The organism is Pedobacter metabolipauper (assembly GCF_004362715.1).
Classification (GTDB): Bacteria; Bacteroidota; Bacteroidia; order Sphingobacteriales; family Sphingobacteriaceae; genus Pedobacter; species Pedobacter metabolipauper.
The window spans coordinates 1229643-1256612 of sequence record NZ_SNYC01000004.1 but is presented as its reverse complement, the minus strand read 5'-3'; the positions used below and the strand labels follow the sequence as shown (position 1 = coordinate 1256612).

General features: G+C 42.9%; 23 protein-coding genes. 12 read left to right on the top strand and 11 right to left on the bottom strand.

From position 1 onward, the window contains the following. The first annotated feature begins 166 nt into the window (after positions 1 to 166). The 5 genes from ahcY to ATK78_RS12020 all read left to right on the top strand — a co-directional run bounded on the left by ahcY (position 167) and on the right by ATK78_RS12020 (position 6812). Entirely contained in the window at positions 167 to 1483 is a 1317-nt protein-coding gene (gene ahcY, locus ATK78_RS12040; protein WP_133576318.1) for an adenosylhomocysteinase, read from the top strand. A 395-nt stretch (positions 1484 to 1878) separates the two neighbouring features. Beyond that, entirely contained in the window at positions 1879 to 2598 is a 720-nt protein-coding gene (locus tag ATK78_RS12035) for a pyridoxine 5'-phosphate synthase (protein ID WP_133576317.1), read from the top strand. 129 nt (positions 2599 to 2727) lie between these two features. Continuing rightward, positions 2728 to 5610 carry an aminomethyl-transferring glycine dehydrogenase gene (gcvP, locus tag ATK78_RS12030; RefSeq protein WP_133576316.1) on the top strand — a complete coding sequence of 961 codons (2883 nt, stop codon included), beginning with the start codon at positions 2728 to 2730 and terminating at the stop codon, positions 5608 to 5610. A gap of 86 nt (positions 5611 to 5696) precedes the next feature. Beyond that, the gene (locus tag ATK78_RS12025; protein WP_133576315.1) at positions 5697 to 6281 is read left to right on the top strand and encodes a YceI family protein; all 585 of its coding nucleotides are present in this window, start codon (positions 5697 to 5699) and stop codon (positions 6279 to 6281) included. A 129-nt stretch (positions 6282 to 6410) separates the two neighbouring features. After that, complete coding sequence (locus tag ATK78_RS12020; protein ID WP_133576314.1) at positions 6411 to 6812, top strand: response regulator; 402 nt, start codon at positions 6411 to 6413, stop codon at positions 6810 to 6812. Here ATK78_RS12020 and ATK78_RS12015 read toward each other — a convergent pair. After that, entirely contained in the window at positions 6809 to 7576 is a 768-nt protein-coding gene (locus ATK78_RS12015) for an MBL fold metallo-hydrolase (protein ID WP_133576455.1), read from the bottom strand. The genes ATK78_RS12020 and ATK78_RS12015 overlap by 4 nt on opposite strands. A 137-nt stretch (positions 7577 to 7713) precedes the next feature. On the opposite strand from ATK78_RS12015, the gene recJ reads away from it, so the two are divergent. The 6 genes from recJ (at position 7714) to ATK78_RS11985 (ending at position 14366) form a co-directional block, all read left to right on the top strand. Continuing rightward, entirely contained in the window at positions 7714 to 9420 is a 1707-nt protein-coding gene (gene recJ / locus ATK78_RS12010; RefSeq protein ID WP_133576313.1) for a single-stranded-DNA-specific exonuclease RecJ, read from the top strand. Positions 9421 to 9429: 9 nt separating this feature from the next. Beyond that, positions 9430 to 10164 carry an LPS export ABC transporter ATP-binding protein gene (gene lptB, locus ATK78_RS12005; RefSeq protein WP_133576312.1) on the top strand — a complete coding sequence of 245 codons (735 nt, stop codon included), beginning with the start codon at positions 9430 to 9432 and terminating at the stop codon, positions 10162 to 10164. Between the two features lie 19 nt (positions 10165 to 10183). Then, positions 10184 to 11704: a GH3 auxin-responsive promoter family protein gene (locus ATK78_RS12000; protein WP_133576311.1), complete on the top strand. Its 1521-nt coding sequence runs from the start codon at positions 10184 to 10186 to the stop codon at positions 11702 to 11704. 83 nt (positions 11705 to 11787) lie between these two features. Further along, the gene (locus ATK78_RS11995; protein ID WP_133576310.1) at positions 11788 to 12216 is read left to right on the top strand and encodes a CBS domain-containing protein; all 429 of its coding nucleotides are present in this window, start codon (positions 11788 to 11790) and stop codon (positions 12214 to 12216) included. Between the two features lie 123 nt (positions 12217 to 12339). Beyond that, positions 12340 to 13461, top strand: coding sequence for a metallophosphoesterase family protein (locus ATK78_RS11990; protein WP_133576309.1), 1122 nt, complete (start codon positions 12340 to 12342; stop codon positions 13459 to 13461). Between the two features lie 44 nt (positions 13462 to 13505). Next, on the top strand, positions 13506 to 14366 hold the full coding sequence (locus tag ATK78_RS11985; protein ID WP_133576308.1) for an alpha/beta hydrolase: 861 nt from the start codon (positions 13506 to 13508) through the stop codon (positions 14364 to 14366). 3 nt (positions 14367 to 14369) lie between these two features. On the opposite strand, the gene ATK78_RS11980 is transcribed toward ATK78_RS11985, so the two are convergent. The 4 genes from ATK78_RS11980 to ATK78_RS11965 form a co-directional block, all read right to left on the bottom strand. Further along, positions 14370 to 14651, bottom strand: coding sequence for a GNAT family N-acetyltransferase (locus tag ATK78_RS11980; RefSeq protein ID WP_133576307.1), 282 nt, complete (start codon positions 14649 to 14651; stop codon positions 14370 to 14372). A 5-nt stretch (positions 14652 to 14656) separates the two neighbouring features. Continuing rightward, positions 14657 to 15550 (bottom strand): pirin family protein, encoded by an 894-nt coding sequence (locus ATK78_RS11975; protein WP_133576306.1) that lies wholly within the window; start codon positions 15548 to 15550, stop codon positions 14657 to 14659. 4 nt (positions 15551 to 15554) lie between these two features. Continuing rightward, on the bottom strand, positions 15555 to 16064 hold the full coding sequence (locus tag ATK78_RS11970) for a phosphoglycerate mutase family protein (RefSeq protein WP_133576305.1): 510 nt from the start codon (positions 16062 to 16064) through the stop codon (positions 15555 to 15557). Between the two features lie 160 nt (positions 16065 to 16224). Beyond that, positions 16225 to 17811: a carboxylesterase/lipase family protein gene (locus ATK78_RS11965; RefSeq protein ID WP_133576304.1), complete on the bottom strand. Its 1587-nt coding sequence runs from the start codon at positions 17809 to 17811 to the stop codon at positions 16225 to 16227. A gap of 144 nt (positions 17812 to 17955) precedes the next feature. Between ATK78_RS11965 and ATK78_RS11960 the strand changes: the two genes are divergently transcribed. After that, a complete protein-coding gene (locus tag ATK78_RS11960) occupies positions 17956 to 18780 on the top strand; it encodes an NUDIX hydrolase (RefSeq protein WP_133576303.1) in 825 nt (274 codons plus the stop codon). 45 nt (positions 18781 to 18825) lie between these two features. Here the strand turns inward: ATK78_RS11960 and ATK78_RS11955 are convergent, their stop codons facing one another. From ATK78_RS11955 to ATK78_RS11930, 6 genes are all read right to left on the bottom strand, one after another. Next, complete coding sequence (locus tag ATK78_RS11955) at positions 18826 to 19062, bottom strand: hypothetical protein (protein ID WP_133576302.1); 237 nt, start codon at positions 19060 to 19062, stop codon at positions 18826 to 18828. Beyond that, the gene (locus ATK78_RS11950) at positions 19059 to 20549 is read right to left on the bottom strand and encodes a PepSY-associated TM helix domain-containing protein (protein ID WP_133576301.1); all 1491 of its coding nucleotides are present in this window, start codon (positions 20547 to 20549) and stop codon (positions 19059 to 19061) included. The genes ATK78_RS11955 and ATK78_RS11950 overlap by 4 nt, the downstream gene beginning before the upstream one ends. 12 nt (positions 20550 to 20561) lie before the next feature. After that, positions 20562 to 23006 carry a TonB-dependent receptor gene (locus ATK78_RS11945; RefSeq protein ID WP_133576300.1) on the bottom strand — a complete coding sequence of 815 codons (2445 nt, stop codon included), beginning with the start codon at positions 23004 to 23006 and terminating at the stop codon, positions 20562 to 20564. A gap of 206 nt (positions 23007 to 23212) precedes the next feature. After that, entirely contained in the window at positions 23213 to 25234 is a 2022-nt protein-coding gene (locus tag ATK78_RS11940) for an ATP-binding protein (protein WP_133576299.1), read from the bottom strand. A 125-nt stretch (positions 25235 to 25359) separates the two neighbouring features. Continuing rightward, a complete protein-coding gene (locus ATK78_RS11935; RefSeq protein ID WP_133576298.1) occupies positions 25360 to 25560 on the bottom strand; it encodes a helix-turn-helix transcriptional regulator in 201 nt (66 codons plus the stop codon). Between the two features lie 35 nt (positions 25561 to 25595). After that, complete coding sequence (locus ATK78_RS11930; protein ID WP_133576297.1) at positions 25596 to 26549, bottom strand: hypothetical protein; 954 nt, start codon at positions 26547 to 26549, stop codon at positions 25596 to 25598. Positions 26550 to 26970: the final 421 nt, after the last annotated feature.

Genomic DNA, 26970 nt, shown 5'->3' with positions numbered 1-26970 from the left:
TTAGCCATTATAAAGACCGTCTTTTATTTCACTTTTGAATTTGGTTAAACTATTGCCTACTTTTGCAGAAGAAAATCAGAATGATTCAATGAATTGTGCCAATGGCGTAAAAGTCAATTTTAAAAGCACATAAGCAACTGAAAATAAACACTTAAAAAATAACAATATGTCATCAGTAGAGACAACTTACGTTCCTTACAAAGTTAAGGACATTTCACTGGCAGAATGGGGCCGCAAAGAGATTGGATTAGCTGAAGCAGAAATGCCGGGCTTAATGTCATTGCGTGAAGAATTCGGTCCTTCAAAACCATTAAAAGGTGCGCGTATTGCAGGCTGTCTGCATATGACCATCCAAACTGCAGTTTTAATTGAAACCTTAGTAGAGCTGGGTGCTGAAGTTACCTGGTCATCATGTAATATATTTTCAACCCAGGACCATGCTGCTGCTGCCATTGCTGCTGCAGGTATCCAGGTGTATGCCTGGAAAGGTTTAGACGAGGCTAGTTTCGACTGGTGTATTGAGCAAACTTTACACTTCGGTCCGGAGCAACAACCATTAAACATGATCCTTGATGATGGTGGTGATTTAACCAACATGGTTTTCGATAAATATCCTGAGCTGATTGCAGCGATCAAAGGTTTATCTGAAGAAACCACTACCGGTGTTCACCGTTTATATGAGCGCATGAAAAACGGCACCTTGCATTTACCTGCAATCAACGTAAACGACTCAGTTACCAAATCTAAATTTGACAACAAATACGGTTGCCGTGAATCGTTGGTTGATGCGATCCGTCGCGCTACCGACATCATGATGGCTGGTAAAGTTGCTGTTGTTGCCGGTTACGGTGATGTAGGTAAAGGCTCTGCTGAATCTTTAAGCTCACAAGGTGTACGTGTAATCGTTTCTGAAATTGATCCGATCTGTGCATTGCAGGCTGCAATGGAAGGTTATGAAGTAAAGAAATTTGCTACTGCCGTTAAAGAAGCAGATATCATTGTAACCACTACCGGTAACTGTGATATTGTTCGTGCAGAACACTTCAAATCTATGAAAGACAAAGCAATCGTTTGTAACATTGGTCACTTTGACAATGAGATCGACGTAGCCTGGTTAAATACAAACTACGGAGATACTAAAATAGAGATCAAACCTCAGGTAGATAAATATACCATTGACGGTAAAGACATCATCCTATTGGCTGAAGGCCGCCTGGTAAACTTAGGCTGTGCAACAGGACACCCAAGTTTTGTAATGTCGGCTTCTTTTACCAACCAAACTTTAGCTCAGTTAGAACTTTGGACCAACACCGATAAATACGAGAATAAAGTATATGTTCTTCCTAAATACCTGGATGAGAAAGTAGCCCGTTTACACTTAGCTAAAATTGGCGTAGAACTTGACGTTTTAGACAATCACCAGGCAGAATACATTGGTGTTCCTGTAGAAGGTCCGTTTAAACCGGAAGCCTACAGATACTAGAATAACCTACATGAGCTTTGATCATCAAGGCTTATAAATTTAAAATGAGGATATCCCCAAAGGACATCCTCATTTTTTTTGGCTTAGATCTTCTAATACCCGGCATACCAGCTCACAAACAGAAAACTACATGGCAAATTTACGGCAGGATCTTCAACCGGTTAATTACCTGTCAGTTAAATGCCTTTTAGCGCTCTATCACCGGTGGTTTAGCGGTCTATCAGAGGTCTATTTATGGTCTAAGACCACAATACCAGTGCGGAACCATCGCAGATCCATCTTCGGAAAATATCGTTTAAGTTAAGCACAAACCAGACGCGTTCCGATATAGTCCAATCATTTTTTAACACGATTTTTTGGAAAATACCGTTATAAAAAATAATTATCTTTGAGCCATGGCAAAACTTTCAGTAAACATCAATAAAATAGCGACCCTGCGCAACAGCCGTGGAGGCAACAATCCGGACCTGGTAAAAGTAGCTTTGGATTGCGAACGCTTTGGTGCGGAAGGGATCACGGTGCATCCGCGTCCCGATGAAAGGCATATCCGTTACCAGGATGTGTTTGACCTCAAAGCTATGATTGCTACAGAATTCAACATTGAAGGAAACTGCAGGGAACAGAAGTTTGTAGATCTCGTGCTTGCCAGCAAACCTGCGCAAGTTACCCTGGTACCTGATGCAGACGGGCAGATCACTTCCAACCATGGCTGGGATACCATTAAGCATAAAGATTACCTGAAAGAGATGGTAGCTCTTTTTCAGGCTGCCGGTATCCGTGTCTCTATATTTGTAGATCCCGTAGTTGAAATGGTAAAGGCCGCAGCAGAAAGCGGAACCGACCGCATAGAGCTTTATACCGAAGCTTATGCCCACAATTATTACGACAACAGGGAAAAGGCAATCGTTCCTTATGTGGCCGCAGCGCATAAAGCACATGAGATTGGACTGGGTATTAATGCAGGTCATGATCTGGACCTGCACAACCTGAAGTACTTCTCTGAAAGCATTCCGGGACTACTGGAAGTGAGCATTGGACATGCCCTGGTCAGCGATGCCCTTTACCTCGGACTCGAGAACACCATACAACGGTACCTGCACCAGTTAAAGCACTAAATAAGCGTCATAATTAGCTGAAAGATCAGCCGGTAAGATTTATTGAGGGCACTGCAAAAAACAGACGCTCCGGGGATACTAAATAAGTGTATTTTTATTACCTTTGCGCAACTTTTATACAAAGAATTCATGAGCTTAAACATTCATTACCAAGAAGACTTTAAAGACCGTCATATTGCGCCCAATACTGATGACACGAACGCGATGTTAACTACGCTTGGCGTTAGTTCTGTAGATGAGCTGATTGAACAGACTGTTCCTCAAAAGATCAGGTTAAAACAACCTTTAAACTTACCAAAGGCTAAATCTGAAACAGATTACCTGAGCAGCTTAAAACAAACTGCTTCTTTAAACAAAGTATTCAAATCTTATATCGGCCAGGGTTATTATGACACCATCACACCGGGAGTAATTCTGCGTAATGTAATGGAAAATCCAGGATGGTATACACAATATACGCCATACCAGGCAGAAATTGCCCAGGGCCGCTTACAAGCCCTGTTAAATTTCCAAACCATGGTCATTGACCTTACCGGTATGGAAATAGCAAATGCATCCCTTCTTGATGAAGGTACTGCTGCTGCTGAAGCCATGTTCATGCAGTTCAGCTTGCGCAAGAACCAGCAAGCTAAAAAATTCTTTGTATCGGAATTGCTGTTCCCGCAAACCATAGATATTTTAAAAACACGTGCAAATCCATTTGGTATTGAGCTTGTGATCGGTGACCACCAGTCGGCTGTTCTTACTGATGAGTTTTTCGGTGCCATCATCCAATACCCTGCCGGAACCGGAGAAGTATTTGATTATACCGGCTTCGCCAAAGAAGCACATGAGAAAAATGTTAAGGTAACTGTTGTTGCCGACCTGCTTAGCTTAACCTTATTAACTCCTCCGGGAGAATGGGGTGCTGACATTGTGGTGGGTACCACACAACGTTTTGGTGTTCCGATGGGATTTGGCGGGCCGCACGCAGCCTATTTTGCAACTAAAGACGAATACAAACGCTCTATTCCCGGACGGATCATTGGTGTAACCATAGACAGCAACAACAATTACGCCTTGCGTATGGCCTTGCAAACCAGGGAGCAGCACATCCGCAGGGATAAGGCAACTTCCAATATCTGTACAGCACAAGCCTTACTAGCTATTATGGCCGGTTTCTACGCCGTTTACCACGGACCGAAAGGATTAAAGTTAATTGCAGAACGTACACACGGTTTGGCGGTTACCCTTTCTAAATCTTTAGAAAAAGCAGGTTACACCCCATTGAACAGTGCATATTTTGATACCATCCGTGTAGATCTTGGCGACCTTGCCGATTCTATCCACAGGGAATGTATCGATAATGAGATTAACCTGAACTATTCAGGCAGCATAGTTACGATTGCATTAGATGAAACCACTTCATTCAATGACATTAAAACCTTAACCCGCATCTTCTCTAAAGTGAAAGCTATTGCTGCCGATGCGGTTGAACTGGCTGATGATAAAAATGTAGAAACTGTGATCCCTGCAGCATTGCAGCGTACCTCTGCTTATTTAACGCACCCGGTATTTAATGCGCACCATTCAGAGCATGAAATGCTGCGTTACATCAAATCACTGGAAGCAAAAGACCTTTCGCTTTGTCACTCAATGATTGCCCTGGGTTCATGTACCATGAAACTGAACGCAACTACAGAGATGATCCCGGTTACCTGGCCTGAGTTTGGAAAGGTACACCCCTTTGCCCCTGCTGATCAGGTTGCCGGTTACTATACCGTATTTAATGAGCTTGACCGCTGGTTGAGCGAGATCACTGGCTTTGCTGCCATGAGCTTACAGCCTAATGCTGGTGCCCAGGGTGAATATGCAGGCTTAATGGTGATCCGTGCATACCACCAGGACCGTGGCGACGATCACCGTAACATCGCTTTGATCCCTTCTTCTGCACATGGAACAAACCCTGCATCTGCTGCAATGGCAGGCATGAAGATCGTTGTGGTTAAATCATTGGAGAATGGAAATATTGATGTGGATGATTTGAAAGCTAAAGCTGAAGAACATGCAGCCAACCTTTCCTGCCTGATGGTAACCTACCCATCTACACACGGGGTATTTGAAGAAAGCATCATCGACATCTGTACCATCATTCATGAGAATGGCGGACAGGTTTATATGGATGGCGCAAACATGAACGCACAGGTTGGGTTAACCAGTCCGGCGAATATTGGTGCAGACGTTTGTCACCTTAACTTACACAAAACATTCTGTATCCCTCACGGCGGCGGTGGTCCTGGTATGGGTCCGATCGGTGTTGCCAAACACCTGGTTCCTTACCTTCCTGGTCACGCTGTGGTAGATATTAACAACGACAAGTCTATTCCTGCAGTATCTTCTGCACCATGGGGTTCTGCATCGATCCTGATCATTTCTCATGCGTACATCGCGATGATGGGTGCTGAAGGATTAACCAATGCAACCCGTTATGCGATCTTAAATGCCAATTACATGAAAGCCCGCCTGGAAGAACACTATCCTGTTCTCTATTCTGGAGTAAACGGACGCTGTGCACACGAAATGATCCTGGATTGCCGCAGCTTCAAAAACTTCGGAATTGAGGTGGTTGACATTGCCAAGCGTTTAATGGATTATGGCTTCCACGCACCTACGGTATCTTTCCCTGTTGCAGGAACCTTAATGGTTGAGCCAACGGAAAGTGAGCCTAAGCATGAGCTTGACCGTTTCTGTGATGCACTGATTGCGATTAAAAAGGAAATTACAGCCGTTGAAAATGGCGAGCTGGACAGAACAGATAACCCGTTAAAAAATGCACCGCACACGGCTGCAGTGGTTACGGGTGATGCCTGGGAACATGGATATAGCAGACAAACTGCTGCATTCCCGCTTCCTTATGTGGCTGCTTATAAATTCTGGCCATCGGTTGGAAGGGTTAATGATTCATTTGGCGACAGATCTTTGGTATGCGCCTGCCCTCCGATTGAAAGCTATATGGAAGAAGCCGTATCGTAATTATTTTTTTACTTAAACCTTTTGCTATATTTATCTTCTAAATACAGCAAAAGGTTAAATTACCGGCACTAAACAAACCACTAAAAATGAAATTAAAAATCACATCACTGGCCTTACTACTGATTGTAGCTGCCACTTCGGCTTTCAAGGCCAAACCGGTTTCTTACAAAGTAGATACTGAAAAATCAACATTAACCTGGGTAGGCAAAAAACTAACCGGAAGCCATAATGGAACGATCGACCTTCAATCCGGAGAATTGTTGTTTGATGGCAAAAAGTTAACAGGTGGCAACTTTGCCATCAACATGACTACAATCAAGGACGCTGATAAAAGCGCAAATCTGGAAAAACATTTAAAAGCTGACGATTTTTTTGGTGCTGATAAATTTGCAGCGTCTACTTTTGCAATCAGGAAAATTGTGAGCGGAAGCGGTAATATCGTAAATGTTACAGGCGATCTAACCATTAAAGGAGTAAGTAATCCAGTTACGTTCCCGGCAACAATTGTTTGGAATGCAGATGGTACAGTTACAGCAACAGCGGAAAAAGTAATCGTTGACCGTACAAAATACGGCATCAAATACAGATCTAAAGGCATGTTTCCTGATGTGGGCGACAAAATGATCTACGACGAGTTCGAATTGGCCATTAAGTTAGTAGCTAAGAAATAAATAATATTTTTATTGAGAAAGGCCATTATATTAAATAATGGCCTTTTTTTTGCACTTTATTAAACTGGGAGTTTAAACATTTATATATATTTTAATATCTTAGGCGTATAGAATATTCCTCGCTAAATTATGACAGATTCTAAAATCAACCTTCTTGTTATCGACGATGATGAAATTAACATTTTCATCATTAAAAAGATAGTAGAAAAAACTGGTTACCAGGTCAATATGATTTCTAAAAGTAATGGACAGCTTGCTGTAGATTACCTGAAACAGATTTCAGAGAACAATGAACTGTTTCCTCATCTGATGCTGATAGACATCAATATGCCTGTTCTTAATGGCTGGGAATTTTTAGAGGCCTATGATCAGCTAAATGTTACAAAGCATGCAGAGATGTATATGCTCTCTTCTTCTGTCTATGAAAATGATATAGAAAAAGCCAAAACCTTTAAAACCATTAAAGGCTTTATTTCAAAACCGCTTTCCATAGAACGGCTTTCAGAACTGCTTCGACTGATTAACGTTTAATCTGTTATTTTAAACTGTCCATCGTTTAAGGTAACGTGTCCCGTTGTTCTGCTTTTACCGTGGTAAAACAGGCAGTTCCAATTTTCGGCTGCGGCCTGCTGTCCGAATTTCTCTCTCAGTTCCATTGCTTTCCTGCCATCATAGTCGTACTTGGCAATGAACTTCTTAACCAGTTCTTCCGGTTCTGGCAAAACATCACCACCAAAGAAAATGGTATCCTTACCATCGCTCAGCAAAAATACCTGGTGAAACGGCGTGTGTGCTCCGGTCAGTTCATAGCTGATCTCAGTGGTCAGGCTGCCAGAATCTTCAATAAAACGCAGCTGCGCATTTCGCTGTAAAAAATCAAAGATCTCTGTCCGGTAAGAGGATGAGGTATTGGTGAACGCAGCTTCCCACTCTCCGCGCTGGATGACATAGGTAGCATTGGGGAAACTCAGGTCCATCTTACCATCCTGGTTGTGCACCATACCTCCTGAATGATCAAAATGTAAATGCGACATAAGTACCAGATCTACATCATCCGGATCAAACCCCGCTTTCCTTATATTTTCATGAAGGATCAGTTGCCCCTTTTCATTGCTGTACCCCAGTCCGGTATCAATCAGTACCAGCGAATCTTTTAGCTTTACCAGGAAGGGCTGAACATGAATGAATAACGATGCCGGACGGTCCTTTGGATTGTCCTTTGCGGGATCAAAAGGAACAAATTTCTTAGTGGCATCAACGGAATAGGAACCTTCAAATAATGTGAAAACTTGCAATGGCATAGTAATTAGGTGGAGAAAAAAATAATAAATGATATATTTACGATATCATTGCAAAGATATGGAACATGTGCCATATATGGAATGCGCTTTAACTCAGATCGCGTCATCAACGATAAAAACAACCAATAGAAATGAAAAAAAGATGGGTGCAGGCCGTAAAGGCAAGTGAAGAAACAGTGGGGTTGCTTGCACAACAACTAAATATAGACAACAGCCTGGCACAGATCCTGGTTCAAAGGGGCATTTCATCCTTTGACGGGGCAAAAGATTTTTTCCGCCCACAGATGACTAAGCTTCATGATCCTTTTTTAATGAAGGATATGGACAAGGCCATTGCACGGATAGAACGTGCATTAGAAAATAACGAACGGATCCTCATCTATGGCGACTATGATGTAGACGGCACCACTTCTGTGGCGCTGGTCTATAGTTTTTTTACTGAGCTGACTACAAATATAGAATACTATATTCCAGACCGGCACAAGGAAGGTTACGGAATTTCTACCGCTGGTATTGATTATGCAGGTTCTAATGGCTTTACCTTAATCATTGCACTGGATTGCGGCATTAAATCTGTCGACAAGATTGCCTATGCCAATGAGCTGGGTATTGATTTTATCATTTGCGACCACCATTTACCCGGAGAGGTACTGCCGGATGCGGTAGCCATCCTTGATCCAAAGCGTGCAGACTGCAGTTATCCGTTTAAAGAACTTGCCGGATGCGGAATTGGCTTTAAGCTGATCCAGGCATATAGCCTGACACACCAGCTGCCGGCCGAAAAATACCTGAAATACATTGACCTGGTTATGGTGAGCATTGCCGCAGATATTGTTCCTGTAGAAGATGAGAACCGCATTCTGGCCTATCATGGCCTGATTAAGCTGAATACAGATCCATGCATTGGCTTAAAAGCCCTGATGGATATTTCTGGGCGGCAGGCCAAAACGTATACCCTTACCGATGTGGTGTTCGTGCTGGCTCCCCGGATCAATGCTGCCGGACGGATGGATCACGCCAACCAGGCGGTAAAGATGCTGATCTGCACGGAAGACAACCTGGCGCAGGAACAAAGCCTATTCATCAACCTTCAAAATACGGACCGTAAGACCTCCGACCAGAACATTACCGCAGAAGCACTGGCATTAATTGATGACTGTGAAATCCTGATCAATAAGAAGACTACGGTCGTTTACCATGAAAGCTGGAATAAAGGCGTGATTGGCATTGTAGCGTCCAGACTGACAGAAAAATACTATCGGCCTACCATTGTGCTAACCGAATCCAATGGCTTGTTTACCGGCTCTGCACGTTCCGTTGCAGGCTTTGACCTGTATGAGGCTTTGCTGGGCTGTGAAGACCTGATGGTACAGTTTGGCGGCCATAAATTTGCTGCCGGCCTAACCATTAAGCCAGAGAACATAGCATTGTTCTCTGAACGTTTTGAGCACATTGTTGCGGCAACCATTACAGAAGACATGCTTTGTCCGGAGATCAAAATAGATGCTGAGATCGATTTTAACCAGATTGACGGTAAGTTTCAGCGGATCATTGCGCAGATGGCCCCATTTGGACCGCATAACGCTGCGCCCATTTTTGTAACCCATCGCGTATATTTAACAGGAACACCTTATATTGTAGGCGGAAAACATTTAAAATTAAACTTAAAGCAACAAAATTCCGTTAATTTTGAGTGCATCGGCTTTGGACTGGCAGAAGATGAAAATCTTTTACAACCAAACGGTCCCTTTTCTGTTTGTTATACAGTTGAGGAGAATGTTTGGAAAGACCAGCGTCGTTTGCAATTGAACATTAAAGCGATTAAACCTGATAATTAACAGACCTGAATGATATTAAGAGCTGAAAACCTGATTAAAAAATATAAACAGCGTACCGTAGTAAATGACGTTTCCTTTTCCGTTAGTCAGGGTGAGATTGTTGGTCTTTTAGGCCCAAATGGGGCCGGTAAAACTACTTCTTTTTATATGATCGTTGGTTTGATCAAACCTAACGAAGGCACGATCTTTTTAGATGATGAGGACATTACCAGTGACCCCATGTACCGCAGGGCAAAAAAGGGAATCGGATACCTGGCACAGGAGGCCTCAGTATTCCGCAAACTTTCTGTGGAAGACAACATCATGGCCATCCTGGAGATGACAACGATGAGTAAGGAAGAGCGGCATGAGAAACTGGAAGAACTGATCAGTGAATTCAGCTTGCATAAAGTACGCAAGAACCGCGGCGACCTGCTTTCGGGTGGTGAGCGCAGGAGAACGGAGATTGCACGGGCACTGGCGGCCAGCCCTAACTTCATTCTTTTGGATGAGCCTTTTGCCGGGGTAGACCCGATTGCAGTGGAAGAGATCCAGACGATTGTGGCTAAACTAAAACAAAAAAATATAGGTATCTTAATTACCGACCATAATGTTCAGGAAACTTTATCAATTACCGACCGTGCCTACCTTTTGTTTGAGGGAAAGATCCTTGAATCCGGAACTCCGGAAGTACTGGCCGCAAATGAAATGGTAAGAAGGGTATATCTTGGTTCTAACTTCGTGCTCCGCAGTAAAAACTTATAATCAACCTTTAGATTAACACATGGCAATTGTAAATTCAATTTTCACCTGGTATATGAAAAAGCGCGTTCACCAGATCGAGCTGTTCATGAAATATCCGCATGATGTACAGGAAGAATGGTTTCATAAACTCATTTCCAGTGCTGAAGATACAGAATGGGGAGAAAAATACGATTACAGGAGCATTGAAACCCCAAAGCAGTTTAAGGAGCGGGTTCCGATCCAAAATTATGATACCCTGAAGCCCTATATCGAGCGCATGCTTAAAGGGGAACAAAATATTCTCTGGCCATCAGAGATTAAGTGGTTTGCTAAATCATCCGGCACCACGAGCGACCGCAGTAAGTTTATTCCCGTTTCGGAAGAGTCTTTACAGGATTGCCATTTTAAAGGAGGTAAAGATCTTCTATCGATCTTTTGCAACAACCGGCCCGAAAATCAGATCATGACCGGAAAGGGATTGGTACTGGGCGGCAGTCACCAGATCAACCAACTGAATGAAGATTCTTTTTATGGCGATCTTTCTGCGGTACTGATCAAAAACCTGCCGATGTGGGCTGAATATTACCGGACGCCAAACATTTCCATTGCGCTGATGGACAATTACGAGGAAAAGATTGAACGGATGGCCGAGGCCACCATTAAAGAGAATGTGACGAGTATTGCAGGCGTACCTACCTGGACCATCGTTCTGGCCAAAAAAGTTTTGGAAATGACCGGAAAGGACAACCTGATTGAAGTTTGGCCTAACCTGGAACTGTATACCCATGGTGCGGTAAACTTTAAACCATACCGGGAGCAGTTCAAAGAACTGATTCCCTGTGACCAAATGTATTACCTGGAAACCTATAATGCTTCTGAAGGTTTTTTCGGAATTCAGGATGAGGTAAATTCTGATGAAATGCTGCTGATGCTGGATTACGGGATCTATTACGAATTCCTTCCGCTGGAACATGTGGAAGAAGAACATCCAAATACCCTGGGTCTTGATCAGGTTGAACTGAATAAGAACTATGCCATCATCATCTCTACCAATGGCGGGTTGTGGCGGTATATGATTGGAGATACCATCCAGTTTACAAGCTTATCTCCATACCGGATCAAAATTACCGGAAGAACCAAACATTTCATCAATGCATTTGGCGAAGAGGTGATCATTGACAATGCAGAGCAGGCCATTTGCAAGGCCTGTAATGAAACCGGCGCTGTATTTAAGGACTATACAGCTTGTCCGATCTATTTTAAAGGAGAGGAAGTTGGCGGTCATGAGTGGATCATTGAATTTGACCAGCAGCCGAATGATTTTGAGCGCTTTGTAGATGTGCTGGACGAAACGCTGAGGGCGGTAAATTCAGATTACGATGCCAAGCGGTTTAAAGACATGGCTTTACGGAGACCGAAAGTTCACAATGCCCCAAATAATACGTTTTACAACTGGCTCAAAGCGAAAGGCAAACTTGGTGGTCAGCATAAAGTTCCGAGGCTGGCAAACGACAGGAAGTATGTAGAAGAGATCCTGCCTTTACTTAGCGTTACTGCTTAAACAAAATAATCAGGTATTTATCTTTTGTTATTGCTGATTTGACTTTTTTTAGTTAAGTTTAACTACCTAAATATAAATCAGTTATGAATACCGTACAAAAAATACTGGATTCCAAGCCGCTTCAGGTCTTCGCGGTTGCCAAAAAATCATCTGTATTGGAAGCCTTACATTTAATGATGGAAGAGAATGTGAGTGCCTTATTAATCGTGGAGGACCATGCATTGCTGGGCATTTTCACAGAGCGGGATTATGCACGAAAGATCATTCTATACGGTAAATCTTCTGCAGATACCGTTATGGAAGAAGTGATGACGGCCGATCCGATCACGGTTACACCAAAAGACAGTATCGATCTTTGTATGCAGATCATGACCGATAAGCACATCCGGCATTTGCCTGTTGTAGTGCTGGACAGAGTTGTGGGAATGGTATCCATCGGCGATGTGGTTAAATACATCATTGCAGATCAGAAACAGACCATTTCACAACTGGAAAGTTATATCAACAGCTAAATACCCTGCTTTTTCTCCAAAAACGTTTGTTAAGTAAAGAATAAGGTTGTGTTAAAAGTTAATTATTAATGCTGAATTAATATTAGGAAGCTAATTTTAGAATAGTTAGTAAATCCGAAAATTATGATCAGTACAAAAATTCTTTACAATGCTGTATTTAAAACAGATGAGGTTAACGATATCCATAAATTTCAACCGCTTCCGCAGCCTTCCGGCAGTTATCCATACCGCCTTGAGCTTGCCAGGGAAGTTGCGCTAAAAAATCCGGAACGGATGGTTTTCCATATGGTAGGTGATACCGGTGGTTCCAAACCGGGAGACCTGCAGAGACAAGTTGCCGGAAAAATGGCAGCACAGTACCTATTGGCAACGGAAGAAAAGGACAGGCCTGCTTTTTTATACCATCTTGGAGATATTGTGTACCATTATGGAGAAGCAGAACAGTACAACGATCAATTTTTAAAACCTTTTGAAAGCTACCCCGGCCCTATTTTCGCCATTGCCGGAAATCACGATTCAGATGTTAATCCGGAGAGTGAGGCACATTACGAAAGTCTGGAAGCATTCTATACTGCATTTTGCAATACCTGTCCCAAAACAATTTATTTCGGACCGGACGGCGGCAGAAAAAGCCAGGTACAGCCACATGTATACTGGACAATGCAGGCACCATTGGCAACCGTAATTGGGTTGCATACCAATGTTCCAAAATATGGCCACATTAAAGAAGAACAGCGAAACTGGTTCATAAAAGAACTACAGCATGCAGCACGCTTTCATCCAGACAAGGCAATTATCGTTTGTATGCACCATGCCCCCTATTCAGCAGATGTAAATCATGGCTCGAGTTTACCCATGATTGAATTTTTAGATTCAGCCTATGAAGAAGCCGGCGTAAAACCGGATATCGTATTCAGCGGGCATGTACACAATTACCAGCGTTTTAACAAGCAGTACAATGACGGTAAGACTGTTCCTTATATTGTGGCCGGTGCCGGCGGATTTGATGAGCTGCATCAGCTCGCCAACCCTTATGATCCCATGTTTTGTATGGAAAGCAAATTGCTGAACCAGGTGCAGCTGGAGAACTATTGCGACAACCGTCACGGTTTTTTAAAGGTTGCTGTGGATAAAGATGCAGATGGTCTTAGAATTTCCGGAGAATATTATACGATCCCGCAGCAGAATACCATAGAGGGCCCTGTCCTGTTCGATCATTTTACTGTCAATCTAGCTGGCAGATAAGCCTGCAGATTAGGATTTTCATTCTTTAATTGTCACATTTGAGCATGAAGAACCTGAGGCAGATCGTTGAAAATATTAAGGGGCTAGGCGGAGAAAACCCGGAGGCGCTGCAGCCATTACTATGGAAGCTAATCTGTTATTCGCCAAAGATGCCCAGCCGTTTACACCAGCAGGATCTGCTGGATGCAGCGGAATATTCATCCTTTAAAGTTTACGATCAATATTTCAGCAAGTCCGAATTGCGGGTTAACTGCTTTAAATGGGGCAAGGGCCCGGTTAAAATTCTTCTTACCCATGGATGGGGCTCAAAAGCAATTGATTTCAGTGAACTGATCCATACCTTACTGCAGCATAAAGAGGTGCAGGTTATCGCATTTGATGCGCCGGGAAATGGAAGTTCTGAGGGTGCATTAAGCAACCTGATCCTGTATGTAGAATCCATCAAACAGATCCAGCTGATCCATGGCACCCCGGATGTGATGATTGGTCATTCTTTAGGCGGCATGGCGAATATCAGGGCCATTCAGCAGATGGATGAATATCCAAAGCTCCTGATCAGCATTGCCCCGCTGGTAAAGCTCAGGGAGAACTTTAAATCATCAATGGACAGCGTTTCTATTTCAGAAGAAGCCCAGCAAACCTTCTTCAGCGATTTTGAGGCTTTATATGGCATGAGTACCGATGAGTTTACGTTAGACCAGATGTTTAGCTATGAAGGCCGGGTTAGCCACCACCTGTTCTATGAAGCCAGCGATGCAATTTCTCCGGCAGCATACATTGAAAACTTTTTAGCGCAATATCCATCCACTACGGCTGTACGCTATACGGATACGACCCATGCCAGGATAATTATCGATGCACGGGTCATTTCAGAGATTGATTCTAAGGTAAAAACGCTGTTTTAATCTTTAAAACAGCACATCGTGGATGTCGGCATTTTTGTCGAATACACTTTTTGCAAATGGGCATAACGGCAGTATTTTGATCTTATGCTCCCTTGCATAGGCCACCGCTTTCATCACCAATTCCTTACCTACACCCTTACCTGAAAAGGAAGGATCAATTTCGGTGTGATCAATGATCATTTTACCGGGACCAGCCCAGACATAGGTCATCACACCGGCTTCAGCACCATTTTCAATGGCTTTAAATGCACCTTTTCGTTCGTCGTTAACTTGTTCAATATTCATAATCTTTATTTAAATTTTACACCAGGAACCTGGTTTGGAAGGGGTACAAATTCTGTTTCGCCGGGTACTTTTGGAAAGGATTGCTCCAGCCAGCGGCTCTTTGCCTCTTCGATCTTTTCTTTGCTGGAGGCTACAAAGTTCCAGTAAATGGTACGTTCTTCAGGAAAGGCCTCACCACCAAAAATATAAACAGTGGTGTTCTCCTGCATCACAAATTCACACAGCTTGCTGTCTTTGGCAACCAGGATCTGCTTAGGCCCGAAGACATGTTCTTCACTCTCAATGGCACCTTCGAGGATATACAATGCACTTTCACCAAACAGGTCTTTACCAATGGTAATGGTTTGCCGGCTTGTTGATTTGAGTTCGAGCAGATAAAGCGGACTATAGACAGGCACTGCTGATTTCTTTCCGAGCACTTCACCGGCAATCAGTTTAAAATGAACCCCATCTGCATTCCACACCGGCATTTCGTGTTCTTCAACATGAAAAAACTCGGGATCCATTTCTTCCAAAGCTTTCGGCAGGGCCACCCAGATCTGTAGTCCGTGGAGCATTTTATCGGAAGTACGCAGGTATTCCGGTGTCCGTTCAGAATGCACGATCCCTTTTCCTGCGGTCATCCAGTTTACCTGTCCGGGTTTAATTTCAATATCAGTACCGAGGCTGTCCTTATGCTGTATTGAACCTTCAAAAAGATAGGTTAATGTAGAAAGTCCGATGTGCGGATGTGGCGGAACATCCAGGTTTTCATGGTCGCTCAGGCGTACAGGCCCCATGTGGTCTATAAATGCAAAAGGGCCAACCATTCGTTTTTCACGAAACGGGAGTAATCTACCGACCATGAAGTTGCCTATGTTGTTTGGCCTTTCTTCAATAATAAGTTGAATATTCGACATATTTTTAAGGGTTAAGATCTAATTTCAGGGCCGTGCTTTTTGAGGGCGCTGCCGGATCATAGGTAATTATAAAGACTTTCCGGTATTCATCGTCGCCCAATTCTTTGATTGGATTATCCTTTATCAGGAGGTTATAAATGAGGTTCACCGTATTTGAATGTCCGGATATAACAATGGTTTTATTTCCGGATCTTTCAATTTCCCGGATCAGTTCATTACTTTTTGAGGGATCGTATGTCTTTACAGCAACCTGATTTTTAGCAGCTAACTGCGCAATGGTTTGGTTGGTACGTTTATAAGACGTTGAGTAGGCAGCATCAATCCTGACTTCAGCTAAGACGCTGGAGATCTTTTGCGCAAACTGTTTTCCCTTTTCGGAAAGAGCCGGATCTTTGGTCCCGTCATTTTCTTTTTCCGCATGGCGAAGTAAAATAATAGTCAGGGGTTTCTCCTGAGCATAGATTAAGCCAGACTGAACAACAAGGATCAGGAGGATCCCGAATAATTTTTTCATGCGTTCTAAGATTCGTATTCAAAGCAAAAGGTACAGAAAATTGTTCAAATCACAGCAAGGTGATTGTAAGGCCTCATAAATTAGACTACCAGTTAAAATTTTAAAATACCATCGAACTTGAACCTGGCCCAACGGGTAACGTTTTTTCTGGCAGGTATTCTTATTTTTTATACATCTGATCCAGAAAAAGATACCGTGCTCCATCCTTTTCTGCCTCCTGTGCAGTATTTATGCCGATATTCATCAGCTGAACGGTATTTGATAATGGCGACCACTCTGGAAGTGCAGATCCGTTGGGATTTCCTGTTTTAATGAAGTTTGCAAAATAGCTGAGCATGATGTCAGAGATCTTCCGGTCATCTGCTGTCCATGTATAGGTAGCATTGGTAGCCAGGTTTCCCATCGCATATTCGATCTCGAATGCATGAGGGGCACCGTCAAATTCAGCCGGCTGTGTGCCTGCCCCTTCTATAGGAACCACCTTTGGTCCGGGTTTAGACTTGGAAAACAGGTATCTGTATACCGGTTTTCCACTGGTTTTATGGTGTATATCGAGCCATTTCCAGGTGCTGTATACAATAAAGCGGTCGCTCGCCAATGCAGTGGCCGAAGCAATAACTTCTTCCTGTGTTTTACCCGGATATAATTTTAAAACCTGGTCTGTATGATCAGGATATAGTTGTTTAATCTTTTTGCTATAGTTTTCAGGTGTCGGTGCATCTCCCCACATCAAAGCCTGGAAAGGTACTTCAGCAGAGTTCCATCCCGCAAGAAGCGGAACCAAAGCCTGCTTGCCTTCCGTAAAGATCTCCAATGGTGTTTTAGGCAGGAAATATCCATCTACATTTGCCGCGGTACTGAACGCACCAGGCTTTGAGGCTTCTTCTAACAGCTGATCTGCCGGCAGGTTGCGTAGTGCTTCCAATGAAGCTGCACCTGCCTTACTACCAAAAGCAACCCCGTTCTTCTCGGCCTGTTCCAGCGGAATCGGGGCAAGTGTAGGATGAATCATGGCCCCGCTTTCGCCGATTGCACCGGCAATCAGATCTTTGGACAGCGGGGAAGCCATTTGGGCAGATACAGAAATGGAGCCGGCCGACTCTCCTGCGATCGTCACGCGTTTTGGGTCTCCGCCAAAACTGCTGATGTTCTCTTTTACCCATTTTAATGCGGCATTCTGATCCAGCAGGCCATAGTTTCCAGACGAATGCTGTGCAGACTCCTTACTCAGTTCCGGGTGGGCCATAAACCCGAAAACACCCAGCCGGTAATTTACGGTAAGTGTAACGATCCCCTTCTTTGCCATATTTTCTCCGTCATAACGTGCTTCAGAACCATCACCGGCAACAAAGCCTCCGCCATAAAAATAAACCAGAACTGGCAATTTCTCCTTTGCTGTTTTTGCCGGGGTCCATACGTTCAGGTACAAGCAATCTTCGCTCATCCCCGCTGAGCGGAATCCCATATCTCCAAACACCTTTTTCTGCATTGGGTTGTGCGCAAACTTGTCGGCTTTGCGGATACCCGTCCAGCTTGTTAAGGGTTGTGGCGCTTTCCACCTCAACGGGCCAACCGGTGGTTTTGCAAACGGGATGCCTTTAAAGCTTGTTATACCTGAAGCTTCAACTGTTCCTTCAATGAGACCGGCAGAGATCTTTAGCTGAGCTGGCTTTGATGCTGGATTTTGGGCAAACAGCCTGGCCGAAATGATACAGGCTATGAATACGAGTATTTGAATACGTTTCATACTATTTATATTTGGGTAAATAAAGCAATCTATGCTTACATTGCGTTTTACTGACGTAATGATAATTATATTTTTTTACATTGTGCCTTTTAGTTATAATTTTTTATTTTGGGTGTGTCCCAATCTTATTTCCTAAGTGTACCTATGAGTAACAGCCGTAACATTGAATTTAAAAAAGACATTGAGAATTATTTGCCTGCCATTTCTGTAGATCTGGTGATCTTTGGTTTTCATGATAATGACTTGAAGATTTTGCTGTTAGAGCTCAAGGATAAAGAGAACTGGGCCTTACCCGGCGGCTTTATATTTAAAGATGAATTTTTAGAAGATGCTGCCAAGCGCGTGCTGCAGGAGCGTACCGGCCTAACCGGAATTTTTTTAGAACAGTTCCACGTCTTCGGTGATCCGGAACGAACCCGCATGAACAACAGGGAGAAACAACTGGTTAAACAACTTGAGAACGTTGAGAACGTCGAGAGCGTTGAGAGCGTTGAGAATGTTGAAGATGACAAACTTTCTGCTGAAATCAGGCAGTGGCTGCTGGGCCGCTTTGTTACTGTCGGCTTTTACGCCCTGGTTGAATATACAGAAGTAAATCCCAAAAGTGATTTTTACTCGATCCAATGTACCTGGTGCGACATTAGTTCCCTCCCTCCCTTGGTTTCCGATCATCAAAAGATCATTGAAAAAGCACTGCAAACCCTACGGCTGCACCTCAACTTTCACCCTATCGGACTTAATCTATTGCCTAAAGAATTTACCATGCCGGAACTGCAGCGTTTGTATGAGACCATACTGGGTATTAAGCTCGATAGAAGGAACTTTCAGCGACGGATCATCAACTATAACATCCTTACCCGTTTGTCAAAAAAACGGACGGGCGGTGCATTTAAAGCGCCCTACTTGTATCAGTTTGATGAAGCATTATACCAGAAGGCTTTACAGAACGGACTTGATAGTCCCTGGTAATTAAGGTGTTAACGCATAAAATGCTGGTTGTTACAGATCCAATTGCTAAAGACAAATATTGCTAAGCAGAACAACCAGGTATGCACCTACTGATAAATAAATCAGGATCTTATTTTTTTTAACGATACTCCATGTCATAAAAACGGAGCAGATGGCTATCGGGATTACGAATGGTGTATAGCAATAAGCAGCCAGCAAATAAACCAGGTGGATTACACCTATATTGAGCATAAACAACGCCAGCGGGATCAGCTTATGCTGGATTAAGCGAAATTCTTTCATGCAGCCATGGGTTTTGATCTGTATTTCTTTAAAAAATACTGCAGTATAACATAAATGAGATAGCCTGTCAAAATTCCATTAACCAATATGGCGGCCAGCGTTGCGGCTTGTTTATAACCAATCAGCGTACTGATCAATGCAATAACCGTGAGCACAAGGATAATGATCAGGATATAGATGAAGGTAATCTTTAGCGGACTTAATTTGCGTTTCTCTTTTTTATCGGTCCGGTAAAAGTAAACGATGAAACCGCTGATGGACAGGAAACTCGTAATTAAGCCTAGCACGGTATAAAGTATTTTAACGGCCAAACCGCCAAAATCACCAAAGTGAAGTCCTTCCTGTACAAAATAGAATTGGTGACTAAATGGCTTCTCCCGGATGTCATACTTAAAAACTGGTTTTAAGGTAGTTTTAGACAACAGCAGGGTATTTATATTCCGTTCATAGATCAGTCCTTTGATGTTGCCGGTAATACTTATTGTCGCACTGCCATCATCAGAAGGAACGATACTGACAGGAATCAATTCCGGGAATTCACGCTTTACCGATTTAAGCACTTCAGGCCATGCTACCGCCATTTTTGCATCTGATTCCGGACTATAGATCACCTTAGGTGTAAAGTCATTTGGGTTCTCAATGTTAAACCATTTTTCGAGCTTAGGCTGTAAACCCAGCCAGGCACCGGTAGCTGCAATTACAAAATTAAAAGCAAGGGCACTAATTCCTAAGATCTTATGCCAGTCGCCCATTAAGATCCGCATTCCTTTCTTCTGCCTGATTTCCGGATACGGCTGTTTTTTCATGAAATCGGCATAAATAAAGAAGCCGGTAATGGTAACTACCAGCAGGGCAATACCGCCAATGCCCACCAGCTGCCGGCCCCAAAAGCCTTCATACAAGCGGACATGCATTTGTCTGAGGTAATTAGCTACAGAATTTAAAGGGTTCCTGCTGCCTTCCACACGATCGCGGCCAGCATCAATAAAATATGCAAAAGTTTTTTTACCGTCTTTAAAGTTAAAGACTGCCACTTGTCCGGGTTGACGAGGCAGGCTGATGGTCAGCCCGCTCATCTCCGGATATTTTTTTTGAAGTTCAGCCAAAGACCTGCTGAACTTGATATCATCAGATGGTGACGATGACAATGCTGAGGCCGTTGAGGAAGTTGGAATCGTTGAGAGCGTTGAGAGCGTTGAGGACGATGAAGCCGAATAATAGTGCTTCTGGATCAGAAAGTCAATTTCCGGAATAAATACGGCCATTGCACCTGTAAAGCAAAGTATGGCAATTAAGATCCCTGCATATAGACCTGCCAGATGGTGGATGGTCCACATCAGCTTTTTCTTTTTCTTATCTCCTGTTTCAGTGCGCTTAACGCTCTTGGCGCTCTTAACGCTCTTAAAGCTCTCAACGCTTTTGGCCTGCGCTAAGCTCACATCCGTTCCCGGCTCTCCCGGCGTTTTCAACGTTCTCAACGTTCTCATTGTTACTGGTTATTAAAAGGTATAACCCACACTCATCATAAAGTTTCTTGGTGCACCGGGATATAACCGGTTAAAGTCATAACCACCTACCCAATGCGTTTTGTTAAATACATTGTTCAGGTTGGCAGACAGTTTAAATTTATCTACGCTGTAATATAAGGCACCAGTAAACACCGTATATTCCGGCAGGGTAAGGATGGTACTTAAGGTATTGCGTTTACCGGTATAGTTGGCGCCGGCACCCAGGCCAATACCTTTCAATTCAGGAATCAGGAAGTTATACTTTGCCCACAGGCCGCCCTGAACCTTTGGTGCATTCGGCAATATTGAACCTTGCTCACCAGCAATGGTACTCTTGGTGATCTTTGCTTCGCTGTAGGAGAAGTTGGCGGTAATGCTCAGGTTGCTTAAAGCCATCCCGTTGATGTCTACTTCAATCCCTTTAGCGCGCTGTTGTCCGATCTGGCGAAGCAGATCCGGGTTAACCCCATCACCAGCATTGATCAGGGTATTGTTTTGCTCAATTCTATAGAAAGCAAGGTTTACGGACAAGCGTTTTTGAAAAAGCTCGGTCTTGGTACCCACTTCATACATGTTGCTGATCAGCGGATCAAACGGACCGCCATAAATTTCCGGGGCACCAACAGTAGTAGCACCCTGTGGCTGGTATCCTTCAGTATATGTTCCATACAAGCTCACTTCTTCCAGCGGAGAATAGACCACGCCAATCCTTGGGATCAGCGCACTTTGCTCTACCCTTTTTTCAGTTGCTTTCTTAAATGCAAGGATGTCGGTATAGTATTCCTGTCTCAACGCAAGCAGGGCTCTCCATTTTCCCCATTTAATCTGATCCTGTACATAGATGCCATTTACATAGTATTTAGCGGGTTCAGTCTGTGTGGAAACGTTGATGTATTTAGAGATCTCGGAGATGGAGTAATCCGGGTTTACAAGGTCAAAGTGCGGAACGTTAGGAACCGGCCGGCCGCCAACGATGGCATAGTTTGCCGATTTCAGCGGATCATATGAATTGATAGAACCGGTTCTGGCCGCGTTCAGGTAACCTCTTGCATTATAGCTGGAGTTACCAACCGGTGTTTGGTTCTGAAGATAATCATAGCCCGTTACGAGTTTATGTTCCAGCGGACCAGTTTTAAAGTCAGAAACCAGGTATAGGGAAATGTTATCGTTATAATTCTTTCCTTGCCTGCGGATGGTCTGCATTTCCATCAGGGTAGGAATTGATACCCCGGCCTGATCCACTGCATACCGGTTAGAAGTACGGTGTTCCAACAGATCCTCATCGTACATAAATTTCATGTAAGAAGCATTGAAGGTTACCTTATCACTGATTTTACGCTGAAAGGAGGTAGTCACATATAAGTTCAGTTCATTTAAAAAGTCATTTCTCTTACCAATGGCAAATGAGATTGGCGTAGAGAAGAGATCCGTTCCGGCGGTAGCGCCAAAGATGGGCTGTCCGCGGTCCAGGCGACTTTTTGATTTCGAATAAACCAGGTCGAAGTTAACCAAAGTCTTATCATCCGGAATAAAGGAAATGGATGGGGCGATCATAAAATCTTCGCCGCCTTGCAGTACGCGGAATGATTCTGCATTCTGATAGGCCAGGTTTAGGCGGTATAGCAAGGTTTTATTTTCATTCATCGGACCGGTAAAATCTGCACTCATGCGGTAGGTATTGAAACTTCCGGTACCAAAGCTGATGGCTTTACGGTTTTCGTCCAGCGGTTTCTTGGTCACTGTATTTACGGTACCACCCGGATCGGTATTGGCAAATAAGGCAGATGCAGGACCTTTGATCACTTCAACACGTTCAACGTTGGCCAATATTGGCTGACTCCAGCCCTCTGTTGAGGTTCTGAGGCCGTTAATTAAGGCTGTGCTGGTTCTGAAACCACGTAATGTAATGTCGTTGTTGTAGTATGAAAATGTAGATGCACCACTTACGTTTTTAATGATCTCACCAGCTCTGAAAGCCTGCTGATCATCAATTACCTCTTTGGTTACATAGCTGATCGACTGCGGAACGTATTTAAGCTGAGTCTCCGTTTTGGTACCGGAGAAAGATTTGGTGTTCTTGTAAGACTTTTCCTTACGACCAGTAATCTCTACGTCCTGCAATGCGTTTTGCTGTTCATGGAGAACTATGTTCAGTTTATTTTGAGTGCTGCTGAGGTTAAACTTCACATTCCTGGTTTCAAACCCAATGTAAGAAATGCTGAACGTATAACTTCCAGCTTTAAGATCGGCAAAACCGAAAGAGCCGTTTTGATCAGTGCTGACTGCGGTACCGGTTTCAATCAGTTTGATAGTTGCACCAGGAACCGGCTGGTTGTTGGAATCGGTAATTTTCCCGGAAAGGGATAATTGTGCAAATGCAGCTTGTGAAAAAAGGAAAAAGGCTGCAAACAAAAGAGAATTGTAGAATTTACCCATTGAATTTATTTAGATTAATTATCAATAAGGCGCAAATGTAGAAACTAAATCCAAATGAACAAGTAAAATATGGAGATATTAGAAAGAAATTAGCGTTTAAACATCTATTGGTTTAAATATGTGTTCAAAGAGTTAAAATAAGGGGATTAAAACAGGCGTTTGAATGGGAACTGATGTGATTAGCGCATGGACCCGTGCAAACCCTCTTAAAGCGGCAGCTGCAATTTGAATACCGTTCCTTTGACTTCTCCATGCTCAAACCAGATCTTGCCTTGATGGGCTTCAATGATGCGTCTGGAGATATAAAGTCCAAGGCCAAAAGTTTCTTCACCAGCAGTACCCATTCGCTGGGCTTCCGTAAAAGGTTCAAAGATCATATTCTTGATATCGTCAGGGATCCCGATTCCCTGATCGGCGACACTCACTTCAATGTAGTTCTGATATACGTCGAGGTTCACCGTTATCCTGGTTTGCTTCAAACTGAACTTAATTGCATTTACCAGCAGGTTATTGATCACCCTCCAGATCTGTTCACGATCTGCCAGAACCATTACAGGTCCCTTGTCATTCAGCAGAATGGTTTGATCTTTTTCTCCGGCTTTAAACCGCAGCAGGTTTACACTTTGCTTTAAAAGATCGTTCATATCCATCTCTTCTTTAGAGATGATCACAGCACCATCCGCATTTCTAACCAGCAGCACATCATCTATCATAGCGGTTAGGTTAATGGCAGATTCTTTGATCAGGCCAAGCATTTCCTTATCATCGTCTGTACGGTCATCATCATACAGCATGAGCAGTGCGATGGAGTTTATCGCATGAATTGGATTTTTAAGATCGTGTGCCAGGATGCTCGCCATCCTGGAGTGTTCCCGGTTGCTCTGCTCAAGGGCAAGCAGCGTAACCTGCTGATCCAGGCTGTGCTCTTTGATCTTTACGGTGTATCGCTTTGCAGTATTACTATTCCGGATGGTCAGGAAGATAATGACGATGGCCATCATCAGGAACAGGAAGAATAAGAACAGTACAATATTCTTTTGCTGGTCTTGCTTGGTTAGGGAGTTGATGTCGTACTCCTGTTGTAAAAGCTTAAATACGTCGCCCACATTAGAACCGATCAGCTTTCGCTTGTTCAATGCCTCCTGTTCCTCCAGTCTAATATACCGCTGCAGATCTGAATATGCTGCTTCAAAATTCTTTATGGCTTTGTTATAGGCTGCCCGGTTCTGATAAAAGCGGCGCAGGCTGGCTGGTTCTACCAATTCTTTGGAACTGCTCAATTCATCAAAGATCAATCCGGCTTCTTTGAGTTGTCCCCGTGCCACATGCAGGTGTGCCAATTTGAGCTGGCTAATCAGTGCATCCTGATTGTAGTATCCTTTTTGCGAGTTGATGCGGATCCCTTTCCGATAAAAAGAATCTGCCAGCAGGAAATTCTCTTTGATAAAATAGGCATCACCCATGTTTCCAAATACGACGCCTTTGGCCATGGTTATAAAATCGTGTCTATCAGAATAGTCTTTCTCTCCCCCGTTCAATAGCCGGATACATTGCGTGTAGTATTTCAATGTACTATCCGGTAAGCCCAGCTTGGTGTAGCTGAATGCGATATTGCTTAATGCGCCTTGCATTTCATAAAAGGTATCGAAGCTTTTTTTCGACAGGTGCAGGGATTGAATGGTGTTTTTATAATAATAGACGGCTTGTTTAAAGTTATCCTGTTTATAGTTGATGACTGCTAATCGGTTGTTGAACCTGGACTGAAACAAATAATTTTCCGGAGATTTGCCCTCGTATTCGGCTTTCTTTTTAGCGAGGTAATAGTATTGATAGGCATAGCTGTATAAGCCCTGATCAAACAAAATATCCCCCCTTAATAATGTGGCTTCGGCATATTTAAGGATATATCCGGTCTGTTCAGCATATGGCAGCAAAATGAATAAGGCACTGTCGGCATTGGTGGTTGCGTCTTTAAAATTTCGCTGTTCCCGGTAAAGGGTAGCTTTAAATAAATACCGTTTACAGCGGTCTGCCGGACCAGCATCCGGATATTGGGCATAGGTAGAATCCAGATATTGAATTGCTTTTCCAGGATTTTGTAACATTTTTAAATATTCTGCACGTTCGATAACCGTTCCAAAAAAAGCCTGATGATCTTTTTGAAGATTGATTTTTCCACAAGAAAAAAACAGGATGACCAGAAAGAGCGTTTTTACCCAATAATTCATAACTAAGCGTCAATGTTGCTAATTTATAAATTATTACTCAATATCCGGATGCTAAAGTTTTTATTTCCAATATCTTACACTTTTTTCAGCTAAAAAAACCTGTTATTTTTAATAATTTCAGTCATCTAATCCTCGTCTTCCAGTTCAAATATTTCTTCTACGGGTTTAGCAAATACCCTGGCAATCTTTAGCGCCAGTACGGTTGAGGGCACATATTTATTGCTTTCAATGGTGTTGATGGTCTGCCGGGATACGCCAATTAAATTAGCGAGATCGGCCTGGGTTATATTTTTAATTGCGCGTTGTATACGTATGTTATTTTTCATCTGTTTCCGTTCTTATGCTCTGTTTTAATTGTCTTTTAGTTGTTAGTGTGTTTTAACCCTATGGAAGGATCAGTTTCCAGTGCTCCGGAATCCGCAGCATCTTCAGGATATTGCTGGCGGGATAAACGAAACAGCCGGTACCGAAAGATGATGAGGAATATGAGCGGAATGGTACTGAGGTTAAAAACCTGTACAATTAAGAATTCGAAGTAAAAGAAGCTGAAGTTTGAGATGAGTAAAACGGCATAGTTTACATAAACGGCAATCTGCATGGCTTCTAAACGTAGCGAACTGATCAGTTCATCTTCAGCAGGTTCTTTCGAATAGGCCCACAATAAGAATAGAAATGGCATAAAGTAGTATAAAGAATAGAGATAATTCGCCCATTTGGGTTCATCATCAAAAAATGTATTAAATCCAAGTGTATATACGGCCATGATAACAGCGACGACTGTCCCGAGGATACATAATAAGCGAACGATTTTAGTAAAGGCCGAAATTTTTAATAAAGGCAATCTGGGTACCTCATTGCTTTGTTTATTCTTATAGAGCAGGTAATAGAACCGCAGGCAGAAGATAATTAAAGGTGTACATAAATTATATGATATAAAATCATGAACCTCTCCACCGTATGCATCCGGACTCACCATCATGCCTATGCCATCCATGATCAGGGACTTTCCATAAAACAAATAATTGATCAGTACAGCCCAGTATAATGCATTGAGGCGAAGATAAGCGGTGAGTTCATCTTCCCTTTTTACTTTAGAAAATGCGATGAATAAAAATCCAATTACGGCAAGTGTTAATGCAATTTCATTGGTGTAGTTGGCCAGCTTACCAAGCATGTGGTTTGAATCTGCACCGGAATCAAATCCTGGAATATTGTAACCATGAAATATAAACAGGTAGCCCAGAATGAGTCCGGGTATGGCTAACAGGATGCCAATTATTCTAAAATAAGGCGGGAACAAATACTTTGCTTTCATAATGTTAAGTTTATAAGACCAAATGTAAAATATACTTTACTAATTAACAAATATATTTTACATTTAAAATTAAAAACGTGCTTGATTTTGACAGGAATGTCCATTTCTTTTTCAAAAAAAAGTTCAGAACTTGTAAATTATTTGACGATAACCATTTTCATTACGAGTGCTGACCAGAATAATCCGGCAGATTTAACTTCACAAATAGCTCCTTGGCTATTTAAACAACCAGGCTTTAGCAAACGACTAAGCCCCCTATTATAAATGCGCTGCAAGGTTATTACTTGCGCTATCATCTTAACTTTATCGATTAAGATCTTAGCCCCCTTTTATTGTTATCTATCTGCTAAAGGAAGATGGGCTGCGATAAAATTTACCTTAACACTGCACGATAATTATCCGTACCCGGTTCATTACAGAT